This is a genomic window from Pseudomonas sp. R4-35-07 (genome assembly GCF_003852235.1).
Lineage (GTDB): Bacteria > Pseudomonadota > Gammaproteobacteria > Pseudomonadales > Pseudomonadaceae > Aquipseudomonas.
This window is the reverse complement of record NZ_CP027732.1, coordinates 4584848-4609930: the sequence shown is the minus strand read 5'-3', so window position 1 is coordinate 4609930 and position 25083 is coordinate 4584848. Positions and strand designations below refer to the sequence as shown.

Below are 25083 nucleotides of genomic sequence, written 5' to 3'. Positions count from 1 at the left end.
GGCTACCCTGGGCGAGGGGTGTCTGAGTCGCTACGACCCGGACGCGCTGGGTGCCGATGATGGTACTGACTTTCCTGGCGCTGCCCAGTTGTGGGAGCAGTTACAGGCGCCTGAGAAGCCGCCCGAGGTCCCTGAAAAAGACGTTTGAGCAGCGGTTTGCCCACCATCAGCAAAAACACTGGCGCACCGGCCAGCAGATAGAAGTAGTAGGTCACCGCCCGCCAGATCAGAATCGCCGCCGCCGCCGTGGATTTGCCCACCATGGGCGCCAGTAATGCCGCCGACGTCAACTCCGCCGCCCCGGCCCCGCCTGGCAACAGGCTGAATTGCCCTGCGGTCAACGACAGCATCTGGATCAGGAAACTCCAGGCCCACTGCACATCACCCCCCAGGCCGCGCAGCGCCAGGTACAACACGCTATAGCGTAATAGCCAATGCAGGCTGGTCAGCGCAAACACCCCGAGCAGCGTGTGCCAGGGCAATTTCAGGGTTTGGCTGAATGCCGCGAGGAAGCGCAGCAGCCGGCGGGCCCAGCGCCGACGGGTGCTGGCACGCACGTGCAAGGCCTTGAGTGCCAACCCGGCCAGGCGAATCAGCCGACGATGAAAGCGCACCACCAGCAGGCCAACAACGACGCCACCCACCATCGACACGGCACTCAGCCCCAGCAGCCATTCCAGGCGCGGGCTGAGGCTGTGGAACAGCGCATACAGCACGATGCCCACCAGTGCGCAGAGAAAAAACAGCAAGTCGCTCAGTTGGTCCATGGCGAACACCGCGCTGCCGTGGGCGGGTCGTATGCCATTGCGTGCCAGCAGGCCCATCAACGTCAGCGGCCCGCCGCTGCCCCCAGGCGTCGCGCACATCGCGAACTCGGTCGATATCACCACGCCCAGGCTTTTACGCCATCCCAACCGGCCGCGCTGTTCGCCAAGCAACAAGCGCAGGCGCAGGCTGTTGATCAACCAGCAGCCGATGATCATGGCAAACATCGCCAGTAACTGGGGCAGGGGGAACTGCCGCAGGCGCGCAACGGTTTCGCCGCCCCCCAGCCACACGGGAATCACCAGCGCGACTATCAGCGCCAGCACCAGCCAGATCAGTCGGCGCATGGCAGCGTCGACAGCCAGGCGGCCTTGGTCCGTGGCGTGCGTCCGTCGTCGAGCAGGCGCTGCAGGGTTTGTAGCCAGTAATGGCGGGAAAACTCGTGGCGCATGTCCACGGGGTGCAAGCCGAGCCGAATCACCGGGGCCGTCTGCCAGCGCTGTTCGCGGCGGTCGCTGAGCACTTTGGACAGGCCCCGGCGCCACGCACTGCGCGCGCTCCACACCAGGCCCGGGGCATGAATGCGCGTGAAGTCAGGCAGCCGATACAAATGCTGCGGGTCGCTGGTATAGCCGAGCGGTAACTGGCGCAGCGCCAGCCGGGTGCCTTCGCTCATCAACCAGGCGGGTGCGACAAACCCTTGCAGCGGCCAATCATTGCGCTGGAATACCTCAATGCCGTCACTCAGGCGCTGCAACGCCTCGGCCTCGGACAACTGGTAGAACTCGCCCTCATGGGTATAGATGCGTCGCATGAACCATTCTTTTGGCGTGCGCGGCCGGGGTTGTTCGTCGCAGTGGTAGTAACCGTGCAAGGTGAGCTCATCGCCCTTTGCCACGCGGTTATCGAGCAGGCGCCGGAAATCACCGTGGGCGCCCAGGGCGTTATGGTGATGGAAGTCCGGCACCACCAGCCAGGTGATAGGCACATTGCCGATGGCATCGACGGCCTCGACAAAAGGCCGGTAATCGGCCCAGGTGTTCGGCGCCACATCGTGCAGCACCAGCATGACCGAACGTTCAGCCATGGGCGAGCATCGGTTTGTGCGTGCCCAGCACGGCGTGGTAATGCCCCAGCAGGCTGTCCACTACTGCATCCCACGCATACTGCTGTTCGACATGACGCCGAGCCTGCTCCCCGAGGCGACGGCTGTCGGCGCCGAACAGTTCGCGTACCGCATCGGCCATCGCTTTGGGGTTGTTGGGCGCGCAGAGCAGGCCACAGCGCTCGTCGACGATCTCAGTGAAAGCGCCCGCCGCAACGGCGATCACCGGGATGCCACAGGCCATGGCTTCCAGAATCACCAGGCCGAAGGTTTCCTGGTCGCCGCCGTGCAGCAACGCGTCGGCGCTGGCCATCAAGCGGGCAACATGATTGGCCGGTACGAAGCCATCGACCACGGTGACGTTGTCCGGCACGCTGGCCGGCATGCCGGAGCCCACCAGCAACAAGTGGTAACCCTCGCCCAGGCGTTTCATGCAATTGAGCAGCACCGGCAGGTTTTTCTCCTTGGAACCACGCCCGGCGAAAATCAGTAGCCGGGTGTCTTCAGCAATCCCCAGTTCGGCGCGCAGGCCGGGGTCGCGCACGGCGGGGGTAAAGGTTTGCAGGTCGACGCCCAGGGGTTGTACGAAGACGTTTTTCACCCCAAGCCCGGTGAGTTTGTCGGCCATCACCTGGCTGGGGGCCAGTACTCGGTCAAAATTCCCATAGAGTTTGCTGACATAGGCTTCGACGTTGGGGGTAAACCAGGCGCCCATGCGGTTACGCACCAGCAGCGGTAGATCGGAGTGGTAAAAACCGATGACCGGCACATCCAGCTGGCGCCGTGCGTCGAGGGCGGCCCAGGCGGTCAGGTATGGATCGCCGACTTCGATCAGATCCGGCTGTAAATCGTGCAGGACATTTCGCCAAGGAGCCAAGCGCAGGGGGAAGCGGTAACCCTTGCCGAAGGGCAGCGGTGGCGCCGGCACCTCGAAAATCCCGTCCCGCTCGCTCAAATGGGCGCCAGGCACCAACAGGCTGTGGCGAATCCCGGGCTTGAGCGCCAGGCGCCGGTGCTTGGCGTCCAGATAAGTGCGTACGCCACCGCTGGCCGGGGCGTAGAACATGGTTATGTCAGCGATATGCACGATGAACATCCCTCCGATCCATTGCTCTCCTTTACGTGGACCTGAGCAAGGGATAGATGTTCGATCGAGATTGGCTGTGGGAGGGCGCAAGCCCCCTCCCACATTCGCCTCAGATGCGGAAGCTGCCCACCATTTGCTTCAAGCGTGCGGCTTGCCGTTCGAGGTCCGAGCAGGCGCGCAGAGTCGATTGCAGGTTTTCCACGCCTTCCTGGTTGAGGGTGTTGATTTCGGTAATGTCCATATTGATCGACTCCACCACCGAGGTCTGCTCCTCGGTGGCGGTGGCCACGGACTGGTTCATGCCGTCGATCTCGCCAATGCGCTGAGTCACGCTGTTCAAGCGCTCGCCGGCCAGGTTGGCGATCTCCAGGCTGTCCTGGCTGTGGCGCTGGCTTTCACTCATGGTGCTCACCGAGTCTCGGGCGCCGACTTGCAACTCCTCGATCATCTTCTGCACCTGTTGCGCCGATTCCTGGGTGCGATGCGCCAGGTTGCGCACCTCATCGGCCACCACCGCGAAGCCGCGGCCGGCCTCACCGGCACGCGCGGCTTCGATGGCAGCGTTGAGCGCGAGCAAGTTGGTTTGCTGGGAAATACTGGTGATCACTTCAAGAATCTGGCCGATATTCACCGTCTTGCTGTTCAGCGCCTCGATATTGGTGCTGGAGGCGCTGATCATGGTCGACAGCTGGGTCATTGCCTTGATATTGCGCTCGACCACCTGCTGGCCGTCTTCGGCCAAATGCCGCGCATCACTGGCCTGATTGGAGGCTTGCGCCGCGTTGCGGGCGATTTCCTGGGCGGCAGCGCCCAATTGGTTGATGGCAGCTGCGACGCTGTTGGTGCGGTTGGCCTGTTCGTCTGAATTGACCATCGACGAGTTGGACGCGCTGACCACCCGCAGTGCCACTTCATTGACTTGCTCGGTAGCCGACGACACCTCGCGGATCGAGGTATGAATGCGCTCCACGAAACGGTTGAACGCAGTACCCAGGGTGCCGAACTCGTCGTTATTCTGGATGGTCAGGCGTCGGGTCAGGTCGCCTTCGCCGTCGGCGATGTCTTGCATGGCCCGGGTCATCACGTGCAGCGGTTGCAGCAACACACGGATCAACATGCCCAGCAAGGCGATGATGATCACCACGGCGATGATGGTAGCGATGACCGCCGAGGTGCGGAATTCACTGAGCATGGCGAACGACTTGGCTTTATCCACCGAAATACCCAGGTACCAGTTCACCGATGGCAGGCCCTTGATCGGGGTGAAGGTGACGATATTGGTCTTGCCATTGGCCTGCACTTCGCTGAACGCAGCGCTGATCTTCGGTGTGTCTTTCGGGTACACGTCAGCCAGGGTCTTCATCACCAGGGCCTTGTCCGGGTGCACCAGCACTTTGCCGTCGGCACTGACCAGAAATGCGTAGCCCATGCCGCCGAAATCCAGCGCGCCAATGTTGTCCACCAGGGTTTGCAGGCTCAGGTCACCGCCCACCACGCCGATGCTCTGGCCGGCCTTGGCACTCGGGGTGGCGATGGAAATAATCAGTTGCCCCGTTGCCGCGTCGATATAGGGTTCGGTCAAGGTCGAGCCGTTGCTGGTCTGGGCGCCTTTGTACCAGGGGCGAACGCGCGGGTCGAAACCGTCGGGCATCTTGCTGTCAGGGCGGATGGTGAAGGTGCCCTGGCTGTCGCCGACGTAGGTTGCCATGAACGACGATGTCAGCGCTTTCTGTTCCAGCAGGCTGGCAACCACCGAAGGTTCGGGGTTGAGGGCAATATTCTGCGCGGCATTTTCTACCAGGGCGATGCGCCCGGTGAGCCAGGTCTGAATACTGCCGGCGGTGACGTCGCCCATTTCATGCAGGTAGTTATCGAGGTCGTCACGGATCGCGTTGCGTTGGAGGTAGTCGTTATAGAGGGTAAATAACGCAAAGGCGGCGATGACGATAAGGGAGGCTGCAAGCAAAATTTTATGGCTGAAGCGCAGGTTTTTATTCATGGCTTGTAGGGTCCGCTAAGGTCTTGATATCCGAGGCGCGTCTTTAGGGGATGCGCAAAAATGGCAGCGTCAAAAAAAGGTGTGATACTTCGAGTGCTAGCGCCAGGGGGGCTCTGTGGGAAATATCTGTCCTGTTTTTAGATTTTGTGGGTTTCACAGTGTCTGTATCGACCTGGCTGCATTAAAGATTAACCAAAGGTGACGAAATGCCTGACTCCACACAACTGCTTATCGGTGCCGGCCCAGACGGCCAGCCCATCGCCCAGCCCATGCGCCTGGCCAACCGGCATGGGTTGATCGCCGGCGCCACGGGCACCGGCAAGACCGTCACTTTGCAGCGCCTGGCGGAAGCCTTCAGTGATGCCGGCGTGGCAGTATTCGCCGCCGACATCAAGGGTGACCTGTGCGGCCTGGGCGCAGCGGCCAATCCCCAGGGCAAAGTCGCCGAACGCATTGCCGGGATGCCCTTCCTGAATTACACGCCCAAGGCTTATCCGGTTACGTTGTGGGATATCCACGGGCAGTCCGGTCATCCATTGCGCACCACTATCAGCGAAATGGGCCCGTTGTTGCTCGGCAGCCTGCTGGAACTCACCGACAGCCAGCAGTCGGCGCTGTACGCGACTTTCAAGGTGGCCGACCGTGAAGGCTTGTTGCTGCTGGACCTGAAAGACCTCAAGGCACTGCTCAACCACCTGCGTTATCACCCTGAACTGTTGGGCGACGATGCGGCGTTGATGACCACCGGTTCCAGCCAGGCGTTGTTGCGACGCCTGGCAGTGCTGGAGCAGCAGGGTGCCGAAGCCCTGTTTGGCGAGCCGGCCCTGCAGCTTGAGGATATTTTGCAGCCCGCCAGCGATGGGCGTGGCCGTATCCACCTGCTGGACGCCAGCCGCCTGGTGCATGACGCGCCGAAGGTCTATGCCACGTTCCTGCTGTGGCTGTTGGCGGAACTGTTCGAGCAGTTGCCGGAGCGCGGTGATGCCGAAAAGCCGCTGTTGGCGCTGTTTTTCGACGAGGCGCACTTGTTGTTCGCCGATACACCCAAGGCGTTGCAGGACCGTCTGGAGCAGGTGGTGCGGTTGATTCGCTCCAAAGGGGTGGGGGTGTACTTCGTCACTCAATCTCCGGGGGATTTGCCTGACACGGTGCTGGCGCAGCTGGGGCTGCGTATCCAGCATGGCCTGCGCGCATTCACCACCAAAGAGCAAAAATCCCTGCGGGCGGTGGCGGACGGTTTCCGGCCCAACCCGGCATTCGATGCCTTGGCGGTGCTGACCGAGTTGGGCACCGGTGAGGCGTTGGTGGGTACCTTGCAGGAAAAAGGCACGCCGGAGGTAGTCCAGCGCGTATTGGTTGCACCGCCGCAGTCGCGGATCGGGCCGCTCACCGAGGCCGAGCGTGCGGCGTTGATCGCCAGTTCGCCGCTGCAGGGCCGCTATGACAAGCCGATTGACCGCGAGTCAGCCTATGAAGTGCTGATGGCGCGTAAAGACTTGGGGCCGACCGAGGAGGCCAAGCCGGCGACCGAAGAACCCAGCTTCACCGACAAAGCCGGTGCATTCCTGGGTACCACGGCGGGCAAGGCGCTGAAATCCGCCATGCAGCAAGCCGCCAATCAGATGGGGCGGCAGTTGGTGCGCGGCTTGTTGGGCTCGCTGCTGGGTGGCAGCAAGCGCAAGTAAGGCTCAGGGTTTGGGCCTGGCATGGGCGGCCAGCCGCTCCAGTGCCGCGCGCAAACCCGGATCGCTGATCCCTTCGGCCGTGGCCTGGAGGGTTTCGGCTGCCTGTTCCGACAGGTCCAGCGTATGTCCGGCCGGGCTTCGCAGCACGGCAGGCGGCTGCACTTTGAACTGGATGCGCGTCAGGCCGGCAAACTCATCAAACACCATCAATTGGCGCTGCAAGCGTTTTTGCTGATAACGCAAGCGGGTGGCCCAATGCCCGTCAGTGACAATTAATAGCAAGTTGCCTTCACGCCAGGACGCTACATGACAATGTTCGCGTGCGGCCGGTTGCAGCTGACTTTCGAGCAGGCGTTGCAAATGCGCCAGGCGTTGCGCGTGGCCAAAGATGGCTTTGAGCGGCTTGGCTTCGCGAAGCAACACGCCGGGAGCGCGGGCTGTAAGAGGGCGAAATGCCATGTCTAGACACCTTAAGTAACAGAGCCGTCATCTTAGCAGAAAGCGCCGGTGAGCCCCGAGACCCTGCAAGGGCAGGGCTTTTCTCATGAAATCAATAAGTAACTTCTGCCTTTGATGGGTTGAAGTTCCGGCAAAAGCCCTTATTTTAAACAAGCCCTCTCACAGCGCCGTGCCCGCATCGGGGAACAACGCCACTTTCCTCACCCACGATTCCGGGTAGAATGCGCGTTCGCATGCGGCCGTGAGGGCTGCTCGGGCCACTCACGGTGCGCCCTCCATCCCTATGTGTGGAAGAACCTGCCGATATGTTTGCGCCTTTGTTAAAGAAACTTTTTGGAAGCAAGAATGAGCGCGAAGTCAAACGCATGCTCAAGACGGTGCAGCTGGTCAATGCCTTCGAAGAGCAGATGGTTGCCCTGTCGGATGAGCAATTGCGCGCCAAGACCGAAGAGTTCAAGGCCCGCATAGCCAAAGGTGAAACCCTCGACAAGCTGCTCCCCGAAGCCTTTGCGGTCGCCCGTGAAGCCGGTAAGCGCGTCATGGGCATGCGCCACTTCGACGTCCAGTTGATCGGCGGCATGACCTTGCATGAAGGCATGATTGCCGAAATGCGTACCGGTGAAGGCAAGACCCTGGTGGCAACCCTGGGTGTTTACCTCAACGCACTGTCCGGCAAGGGCGTGCACGTTGTGACGGTGAACGACTACCTGGCTCGCCGGGACGCCAACTGGATGCGCCCGCTGTATGAATTCCTCGGCCTGACCGTCGGCGTAGTGACGCCGTTCCAGCCGCCGGAAGAGAAGCGCGCCGCCTACGCTTGCGACATTACCTACGGTACCAACAACGAATTCGGTTTCGACTACCTGCGCGACAACATGGCGTTCAGCATGGATGAAAAATTCCAGCGCGAACTCAACTTTGCCGTGATCGACGAAGTCGACTCCATCCTCATCGACGAAGCCCGTACCCCGCTGATCATCTCCGGCCAGGCCGAAGACAGCTCGCGCCTGTATACCGAGATCAACAAGTTGATCCCGCGCCTTGAGCAGCACATCGAGGAAGTCGAAGGCGTGGTGACCAAAGACGGCCACTTCACCATCGACGAGAAGACCCGCCAGGTCGAACTCAACGAGGCCGGCCACCAGTTCGTTGAAGAAATGCTGACCCAGATCGGTGAGCTGGCCGAAGGCGAAAGCCTGTACTCGGCGCATAACCTGGGCCTGCTGACCCACGTATATGCCGGCCTGCGCGCCCACAAGCTGTTCCATCGCAACGTCGAATACATCGTCCAGGACGGCCAGGTCGTCCTGGTTGACGAACACACCGGCCGTACCATGCCCGGTCGTCGCTTGTCCGAAGGCCTGCACCAGGCCATCGAAGCCAAGGAAATGCTCAACATCCAGGCCGAAAGCCAGACGTTGGCGTCCACCACGTTCCAGAACTACTTCCGTCTGTACAACAAACTGTCCGGCATGACCGGTACGGCCGACACCGAAGCGTTCGAATTCCATCAGATCTATGGCCTGTCGGTGGTGGTCATCCCGCCGAACAAGCCACTGGCGCGTAAAGACTATAACGACCTGGTGTTCCTGACCGCCGAAGAGAAATACGCGGCGATCATCAATGACATCAAGGACGGCCTGGCCAAGGGCCGTCCGATCCTGGTGGGTACCGCGACCATCGAGACGTCCGAGCACGTGTCCAACCTGCTCAACAAGGAAGGCATCGAGCACAAGGTGCTCAACGCCAAGTTCCACGAAAAAGAAGCCGAGATCATCGCCCAGGCCGGTCGCCCCGGCGCGCTGACCATCGCCACCAACATGGCCGGTCGTGGTACCGACATCCTGTTGGGCGGTAACTGGGAAGTGGAAGTGGCCTCGCTCGACAACCCGACCCCTGAGCAGATCGCCCAGATCAAGGCCGACTGGCAGAAACGCCACCAGGCCGTGCTGGAATCCGGCGGTTTGCAGGTGATCGCGTCCGAGCGTCACGAATCGCGCCGTATCGACAACCAGTTGCGCGGTCGTGCCGGTCGCCAGGGTGATGCGGGCTCCAGCCGTTTCTACCTGTCCCTGGAAGACAGCCTGATGCGTATCTTCGCCTCGGATCGGGTGAAGAACTTCATGAAGGCCCTGGGCATGCAGTCCGGTGAAGCGATCGAGCACCGCATGGTGACCAACGCCATCGAGAAGGCCCAGCGCAAGGTAGAAGGGCGTAACTTCGACATTCGTAAACAACTGCTCGAGTTCGATGACGTCAACAACGAACAGCGTAAAGTGATTTATCACATGCGTAACACGTTGCTGGCCGCCGACAACATTGGCGAGACCATCGCTGACTTCCGTCAGGACGTGCTCAACGCCACCGTCAGCGCGCATATCCCGCCACAGTCGCTGCCTGAGCAGTGGGATGTGGCCGGTCTGGAAGCCGCGTTGAAGAGCGATTTTGGCGTCGACTTGCCGGTTCAGCAGTGGCTGGACGAAGACGATCACCTGTACGAAGAAACCCTGCGCGAAAAACTGATGGCCGAATTGCTGGCCGCGTACAACGAGAAAGAAGAGCAGGCGAGTGCCGAAGCCCTGCGCACCTTCGAGAAGCAAATCGTGCTGCGCGTGCTGGACGACCTGTGGAAAGACCACCTGTCGACCATGGACCATCTGCGCCACGGTATCCATTTGCGTGGCTACGCCCAGAAAAACCCGAAGCAGGAGTACAAGCGCGAGTCGTTCACGTTGTTCTCCGAGCTGCTGGATTCGATCAAGCGCGATTCGATCCGCGTGCTGTCCCACGTTCAGGTGCGTCGCGAAGACCCGATCGAGGAAGAAGCGCGCCTGCGCCAGGAAGCCGAGGCACTGGCTGCGCGCATGCAGTTCCAGCACGACGAAGCGCCGGGCCTGGAAGCACCTGAGGTGTTGGGCGAAGAGGTCGATGTGGCCCTGGCTCAGACCCCGGTGCGCAATGATCAGAAGCTGGGCCGCAATGAGCTGTGCTATTGCGGTTCGGGTAAGAAATTCAAACACTGCCACGGCCAGATCGAATAAGATTTTCGCCTGACGCTGCAACACCCCACGCCGCGACCGGCAACAGCCGTCGCGGCGTTTTGCCATTAATTCCCACCGTCGATAGCGACGGCACACACATCATCTATTTCAAGGAGCGCATACATGGCTGTTGGTCTTGGTCCTTTGCCCACATTGCACCCGGTCGCCGGTTTTGAACTCGGTATCGCTTCGGCCGGCATCAAGCGCCCGGGGCGCAAGGATGTGGTAGTGATGCGCTGTGCCGAAGGCTCGACCGTCGCCGGTGTATTCACCCTCAACGCCTTTTGCGCTGCGCCGGTGATCCTGGCCAAGCAACGTGTGGCCGGGTCGATTCGTTACCTGCTGACCAACACCGGTAATGCCAACGCCGGTACCGGCGAGCCTGGCCTGGTGGCTGCTGCGCGCACGTGCGCCAAGCTGGCCCAGTTGACCGGCGTGGACGCAAGCCAGGTGCTGCCGTATTCCACCGGCGTGATCGGTGAGCCGCTGCCGGTGGAGAAAATCGAAGGCGCCCTGCAAGCCGCGCTGGATGACCTGTCTGTGGATAACTGGGCGGCTGCGGCTACCGGCATCATGACCACCGACACCTTGCCCAAAGGCGCGAGCCGGCAGTTCGTGCACGATGGCGTGACGGTCACCGTGACCGGTATCAGCAAGGGCGCAGGCATGATCCGTCCGAACATGGCCACCATGCTCGGCTATATCGCCACCGACGCCAAAGTCTCCCGTGATGTATTGCAACGCCTGATGCTGGACGGCGCCAACAAGTCGTTCAACCGCATCACCATCGACGGTGACACTTCCACCAACGATTGCTGCATGCTGATCGCCACCGGCCAAGCCAACCTGCCGGAAATCACCTCCACCGAAGGCCCGCTGTTCGCCGCATTGAAGCAGGCGGTATTCGAAGTGTGCATGGATGTGGCCCAGGCCATCGTGCGTGACGGTGAGGGCGCTACCAAGTTTGTCACCGTTGAAGTCAACGGCGGCGGCAACCACCAGGAGTGCCTGGACGTGGGTTACACCGTGGCGCACTCGCCGCTGATCAAGACCGCCTTGTTCGCTTCCGACCCGAACTGGGGCCGTATCCTCGCAGCCGTCGGTCGTGCCGGCGTGCCTGACCTGGATGTGAGCAAGATCGACGTGTTCCTCGGCGACGTGTGCATTGCCAGCCGTGGCGCCCGTGCCGACACCTACACCGAAGCCCAGGGCTCGGCGGTGATGCAGCAGGAAGAAATCACCATCCGCATCGAGTTGGGGCGCGGCGACTGCAGCGAAACCATCTGGACCACGGACCTGTCCCACGAATACGTGAAGATCAACGCGGAATATCGCACCTGAATGTAGGAGCGAGCTTGCTCGCGAAAAACTCAATGCCACCGCGTTTATCCAGGATGTACGCGCTATCGTTGACGTTCTTCGCGAGCAAGCTCGCTCCTACAAGGGCTATAACGAGAGGAAACAGTGGCGGTGAAACGAGTGCATGTAGCAGCAGCGGTGATCCGCGGTGTCGACGGCAGGATCCTGCTGGCACGCCGCGCCGATACCCAGCATCAAGGTGGCCTCTGGGAATTTCCCGGCGGCAAGGTGGAGGCTGATGAGTCAGTCGTCACGGCCTTGTCCCGCGAGTTGCAGGAAGAGCTGGGCATCCAGGTCACCACGGCGCGGCCGTTGATCCAGGTGCAGCATGACTACCCGGACAAGCAGGTGTTGCTGGATGTCTGGGAGGTCTCGGCGTTTACCGGCGAGCCCCATGGGGTCGAAGGGCAGCCCCTGGAGTGGGTGACCCCGCGGGATCTGGTCAACTATGAGTTTCCAGCGGCTAACGCGCCGATTGTCGCGGCAGCCCGTCTGCCGGCCGACTACCTGATCACGCCCGGTGAACTGGAAACCGCGCCCTTGCTGCGTGGCCTTCAAACAGCCATCGCCGGTGGCATCAAACTGGTTCAACTGCGCGCGCCCAACGGTTACGACCCTAAATACCGCGACCTCGCCGTGGACGCCGTGGGGCTGTGTGCGGGCAAGGCGCAGTTGATGCTCAAGGGGCCGTTCGAATGGCTGGGGGATTTTCCAGCGGCAGGCTGGCACATGACCTCGGCGCAATTGCGTAAATACGCGAGCAAGGGCCGACCGCTGCCGAAGGACCGTTGGTTGGCGGCCTCGTGTCACAACGCTGAAGAACTGGCGCTGGCGCAGTTGATGGATGTGGACTTCGTCACGCTGTCGCCGGTTCAGCCGACCGAGACTCATCCCGAGGCTCAGCCGTTGGGTTGGGAACAGGCGGCCGAGCTGATCCGTGGGTTCAGCAAGCCGGTGTTTCTGTTGGGCGGGGTAGGGCCTGCGCAGCGGGAGCAGGCTTGGGCGGCTGGAGCGCAAGGTGTTGCGGGGATTCGGGCATTTTGGCCGCAAGCTTGAAGCATGATCGTTCCCACGCTCCGCGTGGTAACGCATGCTGTGACGCTCTGCGTCATGACTTTAAAGGCGGACGCGGAGCGTCTCGGGCGGCATTCCCACGCAGAGCGTGGGAACGATCAATAGGCACCTGAAAACGATCAATGGGGCTTGGCGGCCGCCTGCCACAACACCTCGGCAACCCCCTGGCGCCTGGCAATCACCCTGGCCGCTACAAACAGCAAATCCGACAATCGATTGATATACGCCAACCCAACCCCCTCCAACGGTTCCAGAGCATTCAGCTGCTGACAGCGGCGTTCGGCACTGCGCGCCAGGCTGCGGCACACATGGGCCTGGGCGATCAGCGCTGAGCCGCCGGGCAGGATGAAATTTTCCAGTGGCCCCACCTCTTCATTCCAGCGGTCGATCGCCGCTTCCAGCCGATCCACTTCCGCTGCATTCAACGCCTTGTACACCGGCATGGCCAGCTCGCCGCCCAGATCGAACAAGCGATGCTGGCAGGGTGTGAGCACTTCCACCACATCGTCCAGTTCGGGGTGCTTGCCGCTCTGCTCCTCCAGGTTGGCCAATAACAACCCCAACTGGCTGTTCAGCGTATCCACCTCGCCAATGGCCTCCACCCGTGGGTGATCCTTGGGCACGCGGCGACCGTCGCCGAGGCCGGTTTCGCCCTGGTCACCGGTGCGGGTGTAGATCTTCGACAGGCGAAAGCCCATGGTCATTGCTCCAGTTGGGTGAGTTCTGCGGGGGACAATTGGCTGCCGGCCAGGGGCAGGCGCAAGGTGAAACAGGTGCCTTGGCCCAGGGTGGAGTGCACTTCCATCTGGCCCTTGTGGTTATTGGTGATGATGAAATACGACACCGACAGCCCAAGCCCGGTGCCCTGGCCGATCTCTTTGGTGGTGAAGAACGGCTCGAAGGTGCGTTTGCGCACGTTTTCGCTCATGCCGATGCCGTTGTCTTCCACCTGGATCTCGGCCCAGGGCGGGTTGAGGCGGGTGCGCAGGATGATGCGCCCCGGTTCGCTGCCGTCTTCACGCAGGTGAATCGCCTGGGCGGCATTTTTCAGCAGGTTGAGCAGCACCTGCTCCAGTTCGTTGGCCGTGCCGGGTACCGGCCCCAGTTGCGGGTCGAACTGGCGGATGATCGCCTGGCCCTTGAAATCGAAACCGATGGCCAGGTCGAAATCGTTACCGGCGATCTCCACGGCCTGGTCGATCAGGGCTGGCAAGTCGCAGGGGGCCATTTGCCGGTTGCTACGCCGGCTGAAGCTGAGCATGTGTGTGACGATTTTCGCTGCACGCGCGCCGGCCTGTTGAATCCCATCCAGCAACTGCGGGACTTCGCGCGCTTGCAGGTATTGATTGACCAGCGCCAGCTCGATGCCCGCCTGTTCGGCGTGTTCCAGGTTCTTGGGCAGCTCGGGTGACAGGCGGCGCCGGATGTTCTGCACGTTGTGCAGGATCGCCCCCAGCGGGTTGTTGATTTCGTGGGCCATGCCGGCAGCCAGGCCGCCGACCGAGAGCATTTTTTCCGATTGCACCATCATTTCTTCCAGGGACAGGCGCTGGGTGATGTCATCGATACGGATCACCACGCCGCGCCCGGCACCGCCCATCAAGGGGTAGAACGTCAGGGCGTAATGCTTTGGCTCGTCGTCCTTGACCCAGGTGACCCGCTCGATCCGCTCCACCGTGTGCTGTTCCACCGTGGCCTTGATTTGCGGCAGGTACGGCTTGAGAGGTTGGAATGCGAGGAAGATCGGCTGGTTGAGGGCTTCATCCAGGCGCGTGCCCGAGAGCGCGGTGGCTTCCTGGTTCCACTGGGTGACGTAGAGCTGTTCATCCAGGGCGATCAGCGCCGAAGGCATCGAGTCGATAATGCTGTTGAGGTAGTTCTGAAAACCGGTGAGCTTTTTCTCGATCTTGCTGCGCACCTGCACTTCCAGTTCCAGCTTGCGGTTGGTATGGCGGGTTTCTTCGGCCAGGCCCTGAGCCTGGTCGTAGGCGGCCTGGGAATCATCCCGCGCGCGTTTGAGCTGCTGCTCACGGGCTTCGATGCGCGACAGCATGGTGTTGAACGCTTCCGCCAGGCTGCCGATTTCATCGTGGTTGCCGGGGCCTGCGCGCAGGGCGTAGTTCTCTTCGCGAGTCACCTGGCGCGACAGTTCTTCGAGTTCATGGATCGGCCGCGTGATCAGGCGTTTGATCTGCCGGGCGATGACCAGCCACAGCAACACACTGAAAATCAGGATGCCCAGGCTTGCGGTGAGGGTGCCGGTATAGAACGCCACCGGGAGCTCGCTGCTGGCCACCAGCAGCAAATGCCCCGAAGGCTGGTCGGTGCGGGGCAGGGTGATGACTTGGTTGCTGCGAAACTCGGTGAGGCGCCAGGCCTCGATATGCCGGTAGTTGTCGGGCAGGTGCAGGCGGTCGCCGTGTTGCATCTGCGCCAGGCGATTGCCTTCGCCGTCGTACAAGGCGGCGGCGCGCAGCGGTGAATAGCTGGTCAGCTCATTGAGCAGCGCGTTGGCCTTGGCCGGGGACTGCAGGGCTTCAGCGGCGAGTGCCGGGTTGGACACCAGCCGACCGATGGCCTGCAAGGCCTGGGGCGCCATGCTTTCCTGGGAGATCCAGTAGGCGGCGCTGATAAAGGTCAGGTTGGCCACCAGCAACACGGTGGTCAGCAGTACCAGCAGGGCGGCCAGCAGTTTCTGCCCTACCGGTAGGTTTTCAAGACGCTGGCGCAGTGGCATCAGGTTTTTCGCAGGCAATAGACATACGGCAGGGTAGCGCGTGCCTCAGTCGCTGGGCAATCCGCGTGCAACCAACTGCTCGACCAAGCGCGCTTGCAGCAGTTGCAGATGCGGCAGTACCCGTTGATGGCGGGCGGCCGCCTGGCAGGCGTAGCCCAGCAGGTAGCTGATTTCGGTACGCCGTGCGTTGGCCACATCCTGGTACATGGAGGAATAGTTGGCCGCAGTGGCCTGAATCACCCGTTGCACTTCACTGTGCAAATCTTGCGCGGCCGCAGGCTGGCCGCAGCATTCCAGCAATTCGCTCAATTCCGCGCACAGGGTGGCTACTTCACATTGGTGGGCCTGCAGGCCGCCGTTGCGGCACTGGTAGAGCACGGTCAACGGATTGATCGCGCAATTGAGGGCCAGCTTGCGCCACAGGCGCGTGAGGATATCGATGCTCCATTCATGGGGGATGGCGGCGGCCTGCAAGTCCTCCAGCCACAGCGGCGCGGTAGGATGAGCCGCATCCCCCAGCCAGGTGTAGCCATGGCCGGCAAACACCACACGCCATTCGTCCTCGCGAAACGCGCCTTCGGTGCTGGAGGCAAAGATGCAACGCGCCTGTGGCAACTGGGCGGCTACCGCATCCTGGCTGCCGAGGCCGTTTTGCAGCAGGATCAGTTCCGCGTTCGGCGCCAGGCGATGCTGTAACTGTGCGACGGCACTTTGGGCATCGTAGGCTTTGCACGCCACTAACAGGCGCTGGATCGGCTCCGGGCTGTCGGGTGTTTCGCCGATTACCGGGTAGGTGTGCGCAACGCCTTGCTCAACCAGGGTCAGGCCGTTGCTCGACGCATAGCTGGTCAGGCGCGCCTGATCGCGCAGGATCAGCCGCACCGGCACGCCCGCGCGCGCCAGCCGCGTGGCCCAGAGGGTGCCCAGGCTACCGGCGCCGAGAATATGCCAGGTGGTCGACATCAGTGTGTGCTCCGTAAGGTCGCCAGCGGTGAACGCGGCGAAAGAACCGCTATAATGCCCCGGCATTTTAGCTCGGGCGCGCTCCATCTCTACTGAGCCCGCCCCTTATATTGGAGAAATGACATGCCTTCGTTCGACGTGGTATCCGAACTGGACAAACACGAAGTCACCAACGCCGTCGAGAACGCCGTCAAGGAACTGGACCGTCGCTATGACTTGAAAGGCAAGGGCAGCTTCGAATTCAAGGAAAAGGAACTGACCGTCAACCTGACCGCTGAAGCCGATTTCCAGCTGGAAGCGATGATCGAGATCCTCAAGCTGGCCCTGGTCAAGCGCAAGATCGACGTGCAGTGCCTTGAAGTCAAGGACGCCTACGCTTCCGGCAAACTGATGAAGCAGGAAGCCGTGCTCAAGGAAGGCATCGACAAGGAACTGGCGAAGAAGATCGTCGCGCACATCAAGGATGCCAAGCTGAAAGTCCAGGCGGCCATCCAGGGTGAACAGGTGCGTGTTACCGGCAAGAAGCGTGATGACCTGCAAGAGGCCATTGCGGCCCTGCGCGCCAAGACCTTCGACATGCCGCTGCAGTTCAACAACTTCCGCGACTGATGGCAGCTCGCGGAACCTGTGGCCGTTTTCGACGTCCCACGCCGCAGCAACAATGCCTACAATTGAGCCCTACGGGGCTCATTTGCGTTTTCAGGCAGTCAATGAAGCCGCATATCCGCATAACAGGAGAAGATAGATGGATTTGAACGCTGAAGTGGATCACTTGATCAAGACCTCGCAGTCCTGGATCCCGATGATCATGGAATACGGCAGCCGGGTACTGCTGGCCGTTATCACCCTGGCCATTGGTTGGTGGCTGATCAACGTCTTTACCCACCGAGTGGGGCGCTTGCTGGCCGTGCGTAACGCCGACCTGGCGCTGCAGCACTTCATCACCAGCCTTGCGAACATTGCGCTGAAAGTCATGTTGATCGTCAGCGTGGCCTCGATGATCGGCGTGGCAACCACCTCGTTCGTCGCAGCCATTGGTGCCGCTACCCTGGCGATCGGCCTGGCCTTGCAAGGCAGCCTGGCCAATTTCGCCGGCGGTGTGCTGATCCTGTTGTTCCGTCCGTTTCGCATCGGTGACTGGATCGAAGCCCAGGGCACCTCGGGTACCGTCGACAGTATCCAGATTTTCCACACGGTGCTGCGTACCGGCGACAACAAGACGGTGATTGTACCGAACGGCATCCTGTCCAACGGCATCATCACCAACACCAACCGCCAACCGACGCGCAAGGTGGTGTTTGATGTGGGCGTGGACTACGAGGCTGACCTGCAGAAAGCCCGTGAAGTGTTGCTGGAACTGGCCAAGGACCCGCGCGTGCTGGCCGACCCGGCGCCTGTCGCAGTGGTATCGACCCTGGGCGACAGCTCCATCACCGTGTCCCTGCGTTGCTGGACCAATACGGCGGATTATTGGGATGTGGTATTCATGCTCAATGAACTGGCGCGCGACCGTTTGAAAGGGGCGGGGATTGATATTCCGTTCCCGCAGCGGGTTATTCGCGTGATGCAGGAAGCTCCGGCGAAGCCATGAAACAGTGTCGCGTTTAAGTTGGCCGAAAGGTCAGGTTAAATGCGACAGTTGTATATAGTTACTTAGCTTGCTAGTTATATTGTTTTTGAAATGTAACTGAAATAAAAAAGCCGCTCCCTTGCAAACAGGGGAGCGGCTTTTTATTCAAGGTCGAAACCTTAAGTCATCGTTGTAATTACTTGCGTGATTACAAGATGTTCAGCGGGTAGTTCGCGATCAGACGCAGTTCGTCGATCGAAGGCGAACCGTAGTAAACGCCATCACCGGAACGATAAGTCGCTTGACGCAGACGCAGGCTGAGGTTTTTAGCCGGGCCGCTCTGAACCACGTACTTGGCTTCGATGTCGCGTTCCCACTCTTTACCGTTGCTGGTGGTGCCCGTGTTGGCGCCACTACCGGTCACGTAACGGGTCATGAAGCTCAGGCCAGGAACGCCGAAGGTCGCCATGTTGATGTCGTAGCGCGCCTGGTACGACTTCTCGCCTTCGGCGTTGAAGTCGGAACGGGCGATGGAGTTGGCCAGGAACACAGTGCCGCCGCCATCTACGCCGTAGCCGTAGTCGCCGTCACCGGTAACCTTTTGGGCAGCCAGGGTGAAGGTGTGAGCGCCGACGGTGTACGCGCCCTGCAAGCTGAATGCGCGGTTGTCGAGCTTGGTCACGCCATCTTTCTCTGCGCGCTGCAGGCCGGCGCCTTCGCTCTTGGTGTCGTAGATGTTGAAGTCCAGCGCGAAGGACTGGTCATCGCTCAGGGCATGGGTCCAGTTCAGGTTGCTGTAGTACTTGCGGAAGTAGTCTTCGGTTTTCGCGTAGTACAGGCTGCCGGTGACTTCCGGGGTGAAGGCATAGACGCCGCCGACGAAGTCGGTCTTCGTCAGGCCCAGGCTGTCATGGTAGGTCTGGTTCTGCGCGACGCTGGAAGTGAAGTGACCGCCTTCGAGCTTCAGGCCCTTAATCTCGTTGCTGGTGATCGAGATACCTTGTGGCAGTTCTGGGAGCAAACGGCTGTCATCGGAGGCGAATACAGGCGCTGTGGTGTATTGGTCACCGACTTTCAGCACAGTATTGGAAATGCGGAACTTAACCGCGCCGCCGCCTTTTGAGTACTCGTCTTGCGAACGACCGTCGGAACCGGTAGGGAACAGACCGGTGCCGGCACGGCCCTTGCCGCTGTCGAGCTTGAGGCCCATCAGGCCGATCACGTCAACGCCGACACCGATGGTGCCTTGGGTGAAGCCCGACTCGTACAAGGCGTTGAAGCCCAGGCCGCTTTCTTCCGCACGGCTCTTGGAGCCCGGGCCCGACGGGTTGTTGCGGAAGTCGCGGCTGAAGTACAAAGCGCGAGTGTTGATGCTGAAAGTGCTGTCTTCAACAAAGCCCTTGGAATCGTCCTGGGCGGACGCCATTGCGAACTGCGAGGTGCCTGCTGAAACAGCCAGGGCGATCATGCTCCACTTCATCACGCGCATCGTGATTTGCTCCTTTGGTTTAGAAGAGTACTGCCGTCCCACCTGTATTTTTATCTGGGCGGCTCTTTCTTTATGTGTGTCGGCGCAAAGTTATCTCACACCGGCGCTATTGACGATACTTGCCCAACTATCCTTTCAGCTTCTTTACGAGGCTGTCGTAAATTGCTAGCTCCGTGTCGCAAATCACAGCCCGATGGTAATTAGGCTGACAACTTCAATGTTCTTTTCAAACGCCTTCAAAGTTTGAAATCGTCCTTGGTACCCATTGAAACGCTATTGTTTCTTATCGCGAAACCCTGGCATCCACCCAGGTGTCGTTGCCGACGATAGCGAGGTGAATGCAACAAGCGTGCACAAAGCGCCAACCGAATGTCATTTTTTCGTGAAAAACGTTACGGCAGTGTAAAAACCGCATAAACACGGGCCTCTCGGGCAGTTTGGTTCAGGCGCGACATTCAGGTGTTACCGTCGTGCGGTGGCGCGCAAAACCTGCGCCTTGGCAAAACGTTACCGATTGACCCTCATAAGTGGGTAGCGGCCGACTCCCTTTGAGGCACAAGTGGGTCATTTTGGTGCATCCCGTTGAAGCCCGAGTTAGCGTGGTTCACACGTCCGACTGCCTCGAAAGAGTGCATCCATGGAATTGGCTTGCCTCAGGCTGCTCGCGCATTCGCCGTGAAGCCTCGCGCATTCGGCGGTATGCTGGGCGCCTGTAATTGACCTGCCGAACGGAGTGCCCACGTGTTCGCTTTAGATCAACGCCTGCAACAAGACACATTGGCCATTGGGGACTTCCCGCTCTGTCGCCTGCTGCTGTCCAATGATTCGAATTATCCCTGGTTCATCCTGGTACCGCGCATTGACGGTATCAGCGAAGTGTTTCAACTGGATGTCGCCGAGCAACAGACACTGTGGCAGGAAACGACTGCACTCGCACAGTTGCTGAACGAAGGCCTGGCCGCCGATAAGATGAACATCGGCGCGCTGGGTAACGTGGTCAGCCAGCTGCATGTGCATGTCATCGTGCGCAAGCGCGATGACGTGGCATGGCCGGCACCGGTGTGGGGCAAGCATCCGGCCCGTCCATACAGCGCAGAGCAGGTGGCGGCGATTCGCAGCCAATTGCGTGAACTACTGCCTGCCGACTTCATTTTTACCCAGGACTGAACCATGGACCTGCAAGATCGCGTCACCGACCTGGAAAGCCGCCTGGCGTTCCAGGACGACACCATCGAAACCCTCAATGACATTCTGGTCGCCCAGCAGCAAGCGGTGGAGCGCCTGCAATTGCAGATGATCGCCTTGCTCAAGCGTCAGGAAGAGATGGGCGGCCAGTTCGAAACCTCGGAAGAAGAAGCCCCGCCGCCGCACTATTAAATGAGCGTGCAATAAAAAAACCGCGATCCAGCCTACGCCGGATCGCGGTTTTTTTTGCAGCGCAGGCTGGAATCAGCGACGCGGCAGGGCAGCGATGACATCTTCAGCTTGCAGGCCTTTGTCGCGGTTCATCACCGAGAACTCCACGCGCTGGCCTTCGACCAGGACGCGGTGGCCTTCACCGCGGATAGCTCTGAAGTGGACGAAGATATCGTCACCCGAGTCGCGCGAAATAAAGCCGAAGCCTTTGGAGGTGTTGAACCACTTGACGGTCCCGGTATCCCGGTTGGTCATGTCGTAGTTTTGCGACGCGGCCGCTGGGGACGAACGATAGAAGCTGATGGCCAGGTGAAGAACGATGGCGACCACAGCGATCACCAGGCTGAGCAGGATGGCCGGGTGGCCGCCCACTTCAGGCATGGGTGCCAGCAGGGTAAGGGTTTGAACAACGACGGTCAGTACCAGCAGCGCGCTGACCAGGTTTTGCAGTTGATGACGCGTGCCTTTGTTCCAGTAGGGGATTACCGGTGCCAGGGTCAGGTTGAGAAGGCCGAACAAGGCCAGGTATAGAGCGTCGTGTTGTTGCAGGTAGGGCAGGCTTTCAGGCTGCAGGCTCGGGATAAAGGACAGCAGCAAAGCTGCAACGCCCGTTAGCAGGTGGACGATTTTCAACATTTTGATTAACTCACGTTAAGACGGATCACAAGGAAGAGCTGACTGGCACGGTTCGCTTCTGAACAATGGGAGGCGTTGGGCACGTGCGCGGGTAGCAGCCTATGTGACGTGCCGCAGAAATGAACGGCAGCCACACGCCGCCTATTTAACAGCAAAGGCTGTGCCTACTCAAATCAAGCATTTCGGGGTGTTGCAATCGAGGTGGCATTTTTGCGTCTAAGGCTTGTCCTAGACAGGTGCAGGTAATTTGAGCGGCCTTTCGAGCGTTTTTCTTACAGGATGACCGGCTCTTCCGCCGCTGCCCTCGCAAGCGGTGCGGGGCAATTTGCCGCACATTGCCTGGGTGCGTTGGGCTGCACGCGGCCAGCACTCTTGCTAGAGTGATCCTGCACCTGATCAATGAATGCTCGTCAATTGAAGGGGAAAAACATGGCAATCGATATTGGTATCAGTGAAGAAGATCGTAAATCCATCGTCGACGGACTTTCACGGCTGCTGTCCGATACCTATGTGCTGTACCTGAAGACCCACAACTTCCACTGGAACGTCACGGGCCCCATGTTTCGTACGCTGCACTTGATGTTCGAAGAGCAGTACAACGAGCTGGCGCTGGCGGTGGATTCCATTGCCGAGCGTATCCGTGCCCTGGGCTTCCCGGCACCGGGTGCCTATTCGATCTACGCCCGCCTGTCTTCGATCAAGGAAGAAGAGGGTGTGCCGAGCGCCGAAGAGATGATCAAGCAGCTGGTGGCGGGCCAGGAGGCTGTCACCCGTACCGCGCGTGGCATTTTCCCGTTGCTCGACAAGGTCAGCGATGAGCCGACGGCGGACTTGTTGACGCAACGGATGCAAGTCCACGAAAAAACCGCGTGGATGCTGCGTTCGCTGCTCGAAAACCAATAACCGTCGAACCCGTGCGGCGTCTTCGGGGCGCCGCTCACTGGTTTCTCTGCGCTTGCTGGCGTTGTCCTACGACGCCCGGCGCCCGCGTCTTCTGGCTGCTCGTCGCTTCCTGCGGTTTTATAGGCTGACCGTCCAATGGGAAAGACCCATGGACTGCTGTTTTGGCAAGGGAGTGTCAGGTGTATGTCATGTGGTAAGGGCGTGGAAACCGGTGGTTTTCACAAGATAAAGGTCGATCCCTTCGCGAAAGGGTTCGACATGGGGCTCGCCAAGCCATTATCGCGGTCGGTGCGGCTCAACGGGTTTTCCACCTGCCTGCGGCTGGAGCAGATCTACTGGAATATCCTGACGGAAATGGCCAGGATCAACACCTGCTCGGTCAGTGCGTTGTTGTCCTATGTCGATCGGGAAGTGCATTTGCGCTATGGCGGTGTGAAGAACTTCAGCGGGCTGGTGCGGGTGGTGTGTGTCGTTCACCTGTTGAAAGACCGCCTTAGCGCCTCTGGCCCCGTCTGATCGGAGGCTGCAGGGCGCGGCCCTTCCTTCCGGCGGGCCGCGCCTCGGGCAGAAAGCCGGCTGCGCTGCCTCGATTTACCAGATATAATCCCGCGCTTTGCTGCGCATGCCGGGCTTTATGCACATCGGCAGGGCGTAGCGCAGTAACGATCTGATCGCCGAGACAACTCCATGCCCATGTACGACTATCAATGTGCTTCCTGTGGTCATCAGTTGGAAGCCATTCAGAAGATCAGCGCCGCGCCGCTGGTCGATTGCCCAGCCTGCCAGGCACCTGAGTTGAAAAAGATGTTGTCCATGCCGGGCTTCCGCCTGAGCGGCAGCGGCTGGTACGAGACCGATTTCAAGACCGGCGCCAAGAAGAACCTGGCGGGCGGCGACAAAGCAGACTGAGTTGAACTCTACGCGCAGGCTCCTGCATTATCCGTCCCCTGCTTTAATGTACGGTGACGAGGCACGCCTGCCACCGAATTTCGAATTACGAGAAGTGAAACCACGACCATGATGCGCAGCCACTATTGCGGCCAACTGAACGAGACCCTGGAAGGTCAGGAAATCACCCTTTGCGGATGGGTTCACCGTCGCCGCGACCACGGCGGGGTGATCTTCCTCGATATCCGTGATCGTGATGGTCTGGCCCAGGTAGTGTTCGACCCGGATCGCGCCGAGAGCTTCGCCGCCGCCGACCGCGTGCGCAGCGAATACGTCGTGAAGATCACTGGCAAGGTGCGCCTGCGCCCGGCCGGTGCCGTGAACAAGAACATGGCGTCCGGCGGCATTGAAGTGCTGGGCTACGAGCTGGAAGTGCTGAACGAGTCGGAAACCCCGCCGTTCCCACTGAACGAATATTCCGACGTTGGCGAGGAAACTCGCCTGCGCTATCGCTTCCTGGACCTGCGTCGTCCGGAAATGGCCGAGAAGCTGCGTCTGCGTTCGCGCATGACCACCAGCATCCGCCGCTTCCTCGACGAGAACGGCTTCCTCGACGTGGAAACGCCGATTCTCACCCGTGCCACGCCGGAAGGCGCACGCGACTACCTGGTGCCGAGCCGTACCCACCCGGGTAGCTTCTTCGCCTTGCCGCAATCGCCGCAGCTGTTCAAGCAACTGCTGATGGTGGCCGGCTTCGACCGTTACTACCAGATCGCCAAGTGCTTCCGTGACGAAGACCTGCGCGCCGACCGCCAGCCGGAATTCACCCAGATCGACATCGAGACCAGCTTCCTCGATGAAAAAGAGATCATGGGCCTCACCGAACAAATGATCCGCAACCTGTTCAAGGAAGTGCTGGACCTGGAGTTCGGCGAATTCCCGCACATGACCTTCGAAGAGGCCATGCGTCGCTACGGTTCCGACAAGCCAGACCTGCGTAACCCGCTGGAACTGGTCGACGTGGCCGACCAGCTCAAGGACGTTGACTTCAAGGTGTTCAGCGGCCCGGCCAACGACCCGAAATGCCGCATCGCCGCCCTGCGCGTGCCTGGCGGCGCGAGCATGCCGCGCAAGCAGATCGACGACTACACCAAGTTCGTCGGCATCTACGGTGCCAAGGGCCTGGCGTACATCAAGGTCAACGAGCGCGCCAATGGCGTTGACGGCCTGCAGTCGCCGATCGTGAAGAACATCCCCGAAGCCAACCTGAACACGATCCTCGATCGCGTCGGTGCGGTCGATGGCGATATCGTGTTCTTCGGTGCCGACAAAGCCAAGATCGTCAGCGAAGCCCTGGGCGCACTGCGTATCAAGCTGGGTCACGACCTGAACCTGCTGACCTGCGAGTGGGCCCCGATGTGGGTTGTCGACTTCCCGATGTTCGAAGAGAACGACGACGGCAGCTTCAGCGCCTTGCACCACCCGTTCACCGCGCCGAAGTGCTCCCCGGCCGAGCTGGAAGCCAACCCGGCCGGCGCGTTGTCCCGTGCCTACGACATGGTGCTCAACGGCACTGAGTTGGGTGGCGGTTCGATCCGTATTCACCGCAAAGAGATGCAGCAAGCAGTGTTCCGTCTGCTGGGCATCAACGAAGCGGAACAGGAAGAGAAGTTCGGCTTTCTGCTCGACGCGCTCAAGTACGGTGCGCCGCCGCACGGTGGCCTGGCCTTCGGCCTGGACCGTCTGGTGATGCTGATGACCGGCGCCCAGTCGATCCGTGAAGTGATTGCGTTCCCGAAAACCCAGAGTGCTGCGGACGTCATGACCCAGGCGCCGGGCGTCGTGGATGCCAAGGCATTGCGCGAATTGCACATCCGTCTGCGCGAGACGCCGAAGGCTGAGTAAGG

22 protein-coding genes and 1 pseudogene are annotated in these 25083 nt (G+C 60.5%); 12 read left to right on the top strand and 11 right to left on the bottom strand.

Translation table 11 applies throughout. The features are described from left to right. Window positions 1-2 precede the first annotated feature (2 nt). From C4J89_RS21035 to C4J89_RS27520, 5 genes and pseudogenes are all read right to left on the bottom strand, one after another. Window positions 3-1112 (bottom strand): lysylphosphatidylglycerol synthase transmembrane domain-containing protein, encoded by a 1110-nt coding sequence (locus C4J89_RS21035; RefSeq protein ID WP_124415486.1) that lies wholly within the window; start codon window positions 1110-1112, stop codon window positions 3-5. Continuing rightward, window positions 1100-1852, bottom strand: a complete 753-nt coding sequence (locus tag C4J89_RS21030; RefSeq protein WP_124415485.1) for a DUF2334 domain-containing protein — start codon at window positions 1850-1852, stop codon at window positions 1100-1102. Before C4J89_RS21030 ends, C4J89_RS21035 begins: the two co-directional genes overlap by 13 nt. Beyond that, window positions 1845-2957, bottom strand: a complete 1113-nt coding sequence (locus C4J89_RS21025; RefSeq protein ID WP_372238989.1) for a glycosyltransferase family 4 protein — start codon at window positions 2955-2957, stop codon at window positions 1845-1847. The genes C4J89_RS21030 and C4J89_RS21025 overlap by 8 nt, the downstream gene beginning before the upstream one ends. Before the next feature lie 109 nt (window positions 2958-3066). Beyond that, the gene (locus tag C4J89_RS27525; protein ID WP_372237509.1) at window positions 3067-3831 is read right to left on the bottom strand and encodes a methyl-accepting chemotaxis protein; all 765 of its coding nucleotides are present in this window, start codon (window positions 3829-3831) and stop codon (window positions 3067-3069) included. 141 nt (window positions 3832-3972) lie between these two features. Beyond that, a pseudogene (locus C4J89_RS27520) lies at window positions 3973-4812 on the bottom strand (cache and HAMP domain-containing protein); the annotation flags it as partial. A 350-nt stretch (window positions 4813-5162) separates the two neighbouring features. On the opposite strand from C4J89_RS27520, the gene C4J89_RS21015 reads away from it, so the two are divergent. Next, entirely contained in the window at window positions 5163-6641 is a 1479-nt protein-coding gene (locus C4J89_RS21015; RefSeq protein ID WP_124415482.1) for a helicase HerA-like domain-containing protein, read from the top strand. A 3-nt stretch (window positions 6642-6644) separates the two neighbouring features. On the opposite strand, the gene C4J89_RS21010 is transcribed toward C4J89_RS21015, so the two are convergent. Beyond that, a complete protein-coding gene (locus C4J89_RS21010) occupies window positions 6645-7100 on the bottom strand; it encodes a DUF721 domain-containing protein (protein WP_124415481.1) in 456 nt (151 codons plus the stop codon). A gap of 305 nt (window positions 7101-7405) precedes the next feature. On the opposite strand from C4J89_RS21010, the gene secA reads away from it, so the two are divergent. From secA to C4J89_RS20995, 3 genes are all read left to right on the top strand, one after another. Continuing rightward, complete coding sequence (gene secA / locus C4J89_RS21005) at window positions 7406-10141, top strand: preprotein translocase subunit SecA (protein ID WP_124415480.1); 2736 nt, start codon at window positions 7406-7408, stop codon at window positions 10139-10141. 123 nt (window positions 10142-10264) lie between these two features. Further along, on the top strand, window positions 10265-11482 hold the full coding sequence (gene argJ, locus C4J89_RS21000) for a bifunctional glutamate N-acetyltransferase/amino-acid acetyltransferase ArgJ (protein ID WP_124415479.1): 1218 nt from the start codon (window positions 10265-10267) through the stop codon (window positions 11480-11482). Between the two features lie 129 nt (window positions 11483-11611). Continuing rightward, the gene (locus C4J89_RS20995) at window positions 11612-12556 is read left to right on the top strand and encodes a Nudix family hydrolase (protein ID WP_124415478.1); all 945 of its coding nucleotides are present in this window, start codon (window positions 11612-11614) and stop codon (window positions 12554-12556) included. A gap of 137 nt (window positions 12557-12693) precedes the next feature. Here C4J89_RS20995 and C4J89_RS20985 read toward each other — a convergent pair whose 3' ends face one another. The 3 genes from C4J89_RS20985 to C4J89_RS20975 are packed head-to-tail and all read right to left on the bottom strand — an operon-like array spanning window position 12694 to window position 16274. Further along, window positions 12694-13272 carry a cob(I)yrinic acid a,c-diamide adenosyltransferase gene (locus C4J89_RS20985; RefSeq protein WP_124415477.1) on the bottom strand — a complete coding sequence of 193 codons (579 nt, stop codon included), beginning with the start codon at window positions 13270-13272 and terminating at the stop codon, window positions 12694-12696. 2 nt (window positions 13273-13274) lie between these two features. Beyond that, complete coding sequence (locus C4J89_RS20980; RefSeq protein ID WP_124368172.1) at window positions 13275-15311, bottom strand: ATP-binding protein; 2037 nt, start codon at window positions 15309-15311, stop codon at window positions 13275-13277. 45 nt (window positions 15312-15356) lie between these two features. Beyond that, on the bottom strand, window positions 15357-16274 hold the full coding sequence (locus C4J89_RS20975; RefSeq protein WP_124364191.1) for a putative 2-dehydropantoate 2-reductase: 918 nt from the start codon (window positions 16272-16274) through the stop codon (window positions 15357-15359). Between the two features lie 123 nt (window positions 16275-16397). On the opposite strand from C4J89_RS20975, the gene C4J89_RS20970 reads away from it, so the two are divergent. Both C4J89_RS20970 and C4J89_RS20965 read left to right on the top strand, forming a co-directional pair. After that, complete coding sequence (locus C4J89_RS20970) at window positions 16398-16883, top strand: YajQ family cyclic di-GMP-binding protein (protein WP_003193880.1); 486 nt, start codon at window positions 16398-16400, stop codon at window positions 16881-16883. Between the two features lie 136 nt (window positions 16884-17019). Further along, the gene (locus tag C4J89_RS20965) at window positions 17020-17865 is read left to right on the top strand and encodes a mechanosensitive ion channel family protein (RefSeq protein WP_124415476.1); all 846 of its coding nucleotides are present in this window, start codon (window positions 17020-17022) and stop codon (window positions 17863-17865) included. A gap of 187 nt (window positions 17866-18052) precedes the next feature. Here C4J89_RS20965 and C4J89_RS20960 read toward each other — a convergent pair whose 3' ends face one another. Then, window positions 18053-19333, bottom strand: a complete 1281-nt coding sequence (locus tag C4J89_RS20960; RefSeq protein WP_124364189.1) for an OprD family porin — start codon at window positions 19331-19333, stop codon at window positions 18053-18055. A gap of 741 nt (window positions 19334-20074) precedes the next feature. On the opposite strand from C4J89_RS20960, the gene C4J89_RS20955 reads away from it, so the two are divergent. Together C4J89_RS20955 and C4J89_RS20950 are read left to right on the top strand one after the other, a co-directional pair. Further along, window positions 20075-20500, top strand: coding sequence for an HIT domain-containing protein (locus C4J89_RS20955; RefSeq protein ID WP_124415475.1), 426 nt, complete (start codon window positions 20075-20077; stop codon window positions 20498-20500). Between the two features lie 3 nt (window positions 20501-20503). Further along, window positions 20504-20710 (top strand): SlyX family protein, encoded by a 207-nt coding sequence (locus C4J89_RS20950; protein WP_124364187.1) that lies wholly within the window; start codon window positions 20504-20506, stop codon window positions 20708-20710. Window positions 20711-20782: 72 nt separating this feature from the next. On the opposite strand, the gene C4J89_RS27320 is transcribed toward C4J89_RS20950, so the two are convergent. Next, window positions 20783-21385, bottom strand: coding sequence for a cold-shock protein (locus C4J89_RS27320; RefSeq protein WP_005790922.1), 603 nt, complete (start codon window positions 21383-21385; stop codon window positions 20783-20785). Window positions 21386-21814: 429 nt separating this feature from the next. Here C4J89_RS27320 and C4J89_RS20940 point away from each other — a divergent pair, with 429 nt between their 5' ends. From C4J89_RS20940 to aspS, 4 genes are all read left to right on the top strand, one after another. After that, complete coding sequence (locus tag C4J89_RS20940) at window positions 21815-22288, top strand: Dps family protein (protein ID WP_003193874.1); 474 nt, start codon at window positions 21815-21817, stop codon at window positions 22286-22288. A gap of 183 nt (window positions 22289-22471) precedes the next feature. Next, window positions 22472-22804: a ribbon-helix-helix domain-containing protein gene (locus C4J89_RS20935; protein ID WP_124364186.1), complete on the top strand. Its 333-nt coding sequence runs from the start codon at window positions 22472-22474 to the stop codon at window positions 22802-22804. Between the two features lie 171 nt (window positions 22805-22975). Further along, window positions 22976-23197 carry an FmdB family zinc ribbon protein gene (locus C4J89_RS20930; protein ID WP_003193872.1) on the top strand — a complete coding sequence of 74 codons (222 nt, stop codon included), beginning with the start codon at window positions 22976-22978 and terminating at the stop codon, window positions 23195-23197. Window positions 23198-23305: 108 nt separating this feature from the next. Beyond that, window positions 23306-25081 (top strand): aspartate--tRNA ligase, encoded by a 1776-nt coding sequence (aspS, locus tag C4J89_RS20925; RefSeq protein WP_057013724.1) that lies wholly within the window; start codon window positions 23306-23308, stop codon window positions 25079-25081. Window positions 25082-25083 lie beyond the last annotated feature (2 nt).

Bases quoted from the DNA above. Each gene is read 5' to 3' on its own strand.
- C4J89_RS21015 (WP_124415482.1), top strand. From the start codon at position 5,163: ATGCCTGACTCCACACAACTGCTTATCGGTGCCGGCCCAGACGGCCAG.
- C4J89_RS27320 (WP_005790922.1), bottom strand. From the start codon at position 21,385: ATGTTGAAAATCGTCCACCTGCTAACGGGCGTTGCAGCTTTGCTGCTG.
- C4J89_RS20950 (WP_124364187.1), top strand. From the start codon at position 20,504: ATGGACCTGCAAGATCGCGTCACCGACCTGGAAAGCCGCCTGGCGTTC.
- C4J89_RS27525 (WP_372237509.1), bottom strand. From the start codon at position 3,831: ATGGTCAATTCAGACGAACAGGCCAACCGCACCAACAGCGTCGCAGCT.
- C4J89_RS20935 (WP_124364186.1), top strand. From the start codon at position 22,472: ATGTCATGTGGTAAGGGCGTGGAAACCGGTGGTTTTCACAAGATAAAG.
- argJ (WP_124415479.1), top strand. From the start codon at position 10,265: ATGGCTGTTGGTCTTGGTCCTTTGCCCACATTGCACCCGGTCGCCGGT.
- C4J89_RS21010 (WP_124415481.1), bottom strand. From the start codon at position 7,100: ATGGCATTTCGCCCTCTTACAGCCCGCGCTCCCGGCGTGTTGCTTCGC.
- C4J89_RS21030 (WP_124415485.1), bottom strand. From the start codon at position 1,852: ATGGCTGAACGTTCGGTCATGCTGGTGCTGCACGATGTGGCGCCGAAC.
- C4J89_RS21035 (WP_124415486.1), bottom strand. From the start codon at position 1,112: ATGCGCCGACTGATCTGGCTGGTGCTGGCGCTGATAGTCGCGCTGGTG.
- C4J89_RS20985 (WP_124415477.1), bottom strand. From the start codon at position 13,272: ATGGGCTTTCGCCTGTCGAAGATCTACACCCGCACCGGTGACCAGGGC.
- C4J89_RS20930 (WP_003193872.1), top strand. From the start codon at position 22,976: ATGCCCATGTACGACTATCAATGTGCTTCCTGTGGTCATCAGTTGGAA.
- C4J89_RS20960 (WP_124364189.1), bottom strand. From the start codon at position 19,333: ATGCGCGTGATGAAGTGGAGCATGATCGCCCTGGCTGTTTCAGCAGGC.
- C4J89_RS20940 (WP_003193874.1), top strand. From the start codon at position 21,815: ATGGCAATCGATATTGGTATCAGTGAAGAAGATCGTAAATCCATCGTC.
- aspS (WP_057013724.1), top strand. From the start codon at position 23,306: ATGATGCGCAGCCACTATTGCGGCCAACTGAACGAGACCCTGGAAGGT.
- secA (WP_124415480.1), top strand. From the start codon at position 7,406: ATGTTTGCGCCTTTGTTAAAGAAACTTTTTGGAAGCAAGAATGAGCGC.
- C4J89_RS20980 (WP_124368172.1), bottom strand. From the start codon at position 15,311: ATGCCACTGCGCCAGCGTCTTGAAAACCTACCGGTAGGGCAGAAACTG.
- C4J89_RS20965 (WP_124415476.1), top strand. From the start codon at position 17,020: ATGGATTTGAACGCTGAAGTGGATCACTTGATCAAGACCTCGCAGTCC.
- C4J89_RS20975 (WP_124364191.1), bottom strand. From the start codon at position 16,274: ATGTCGACCACCTGGCATATTCTCGGCGCCGGTAGCCTGGGCACCCTC.
- C4J89_RS20970 (WP_003193880.1), top strand. From the start codon at position 16,398: ATGCCTTCGTTCGACGTGGTATCCGAACTGGACAAACACGAAGTCACC.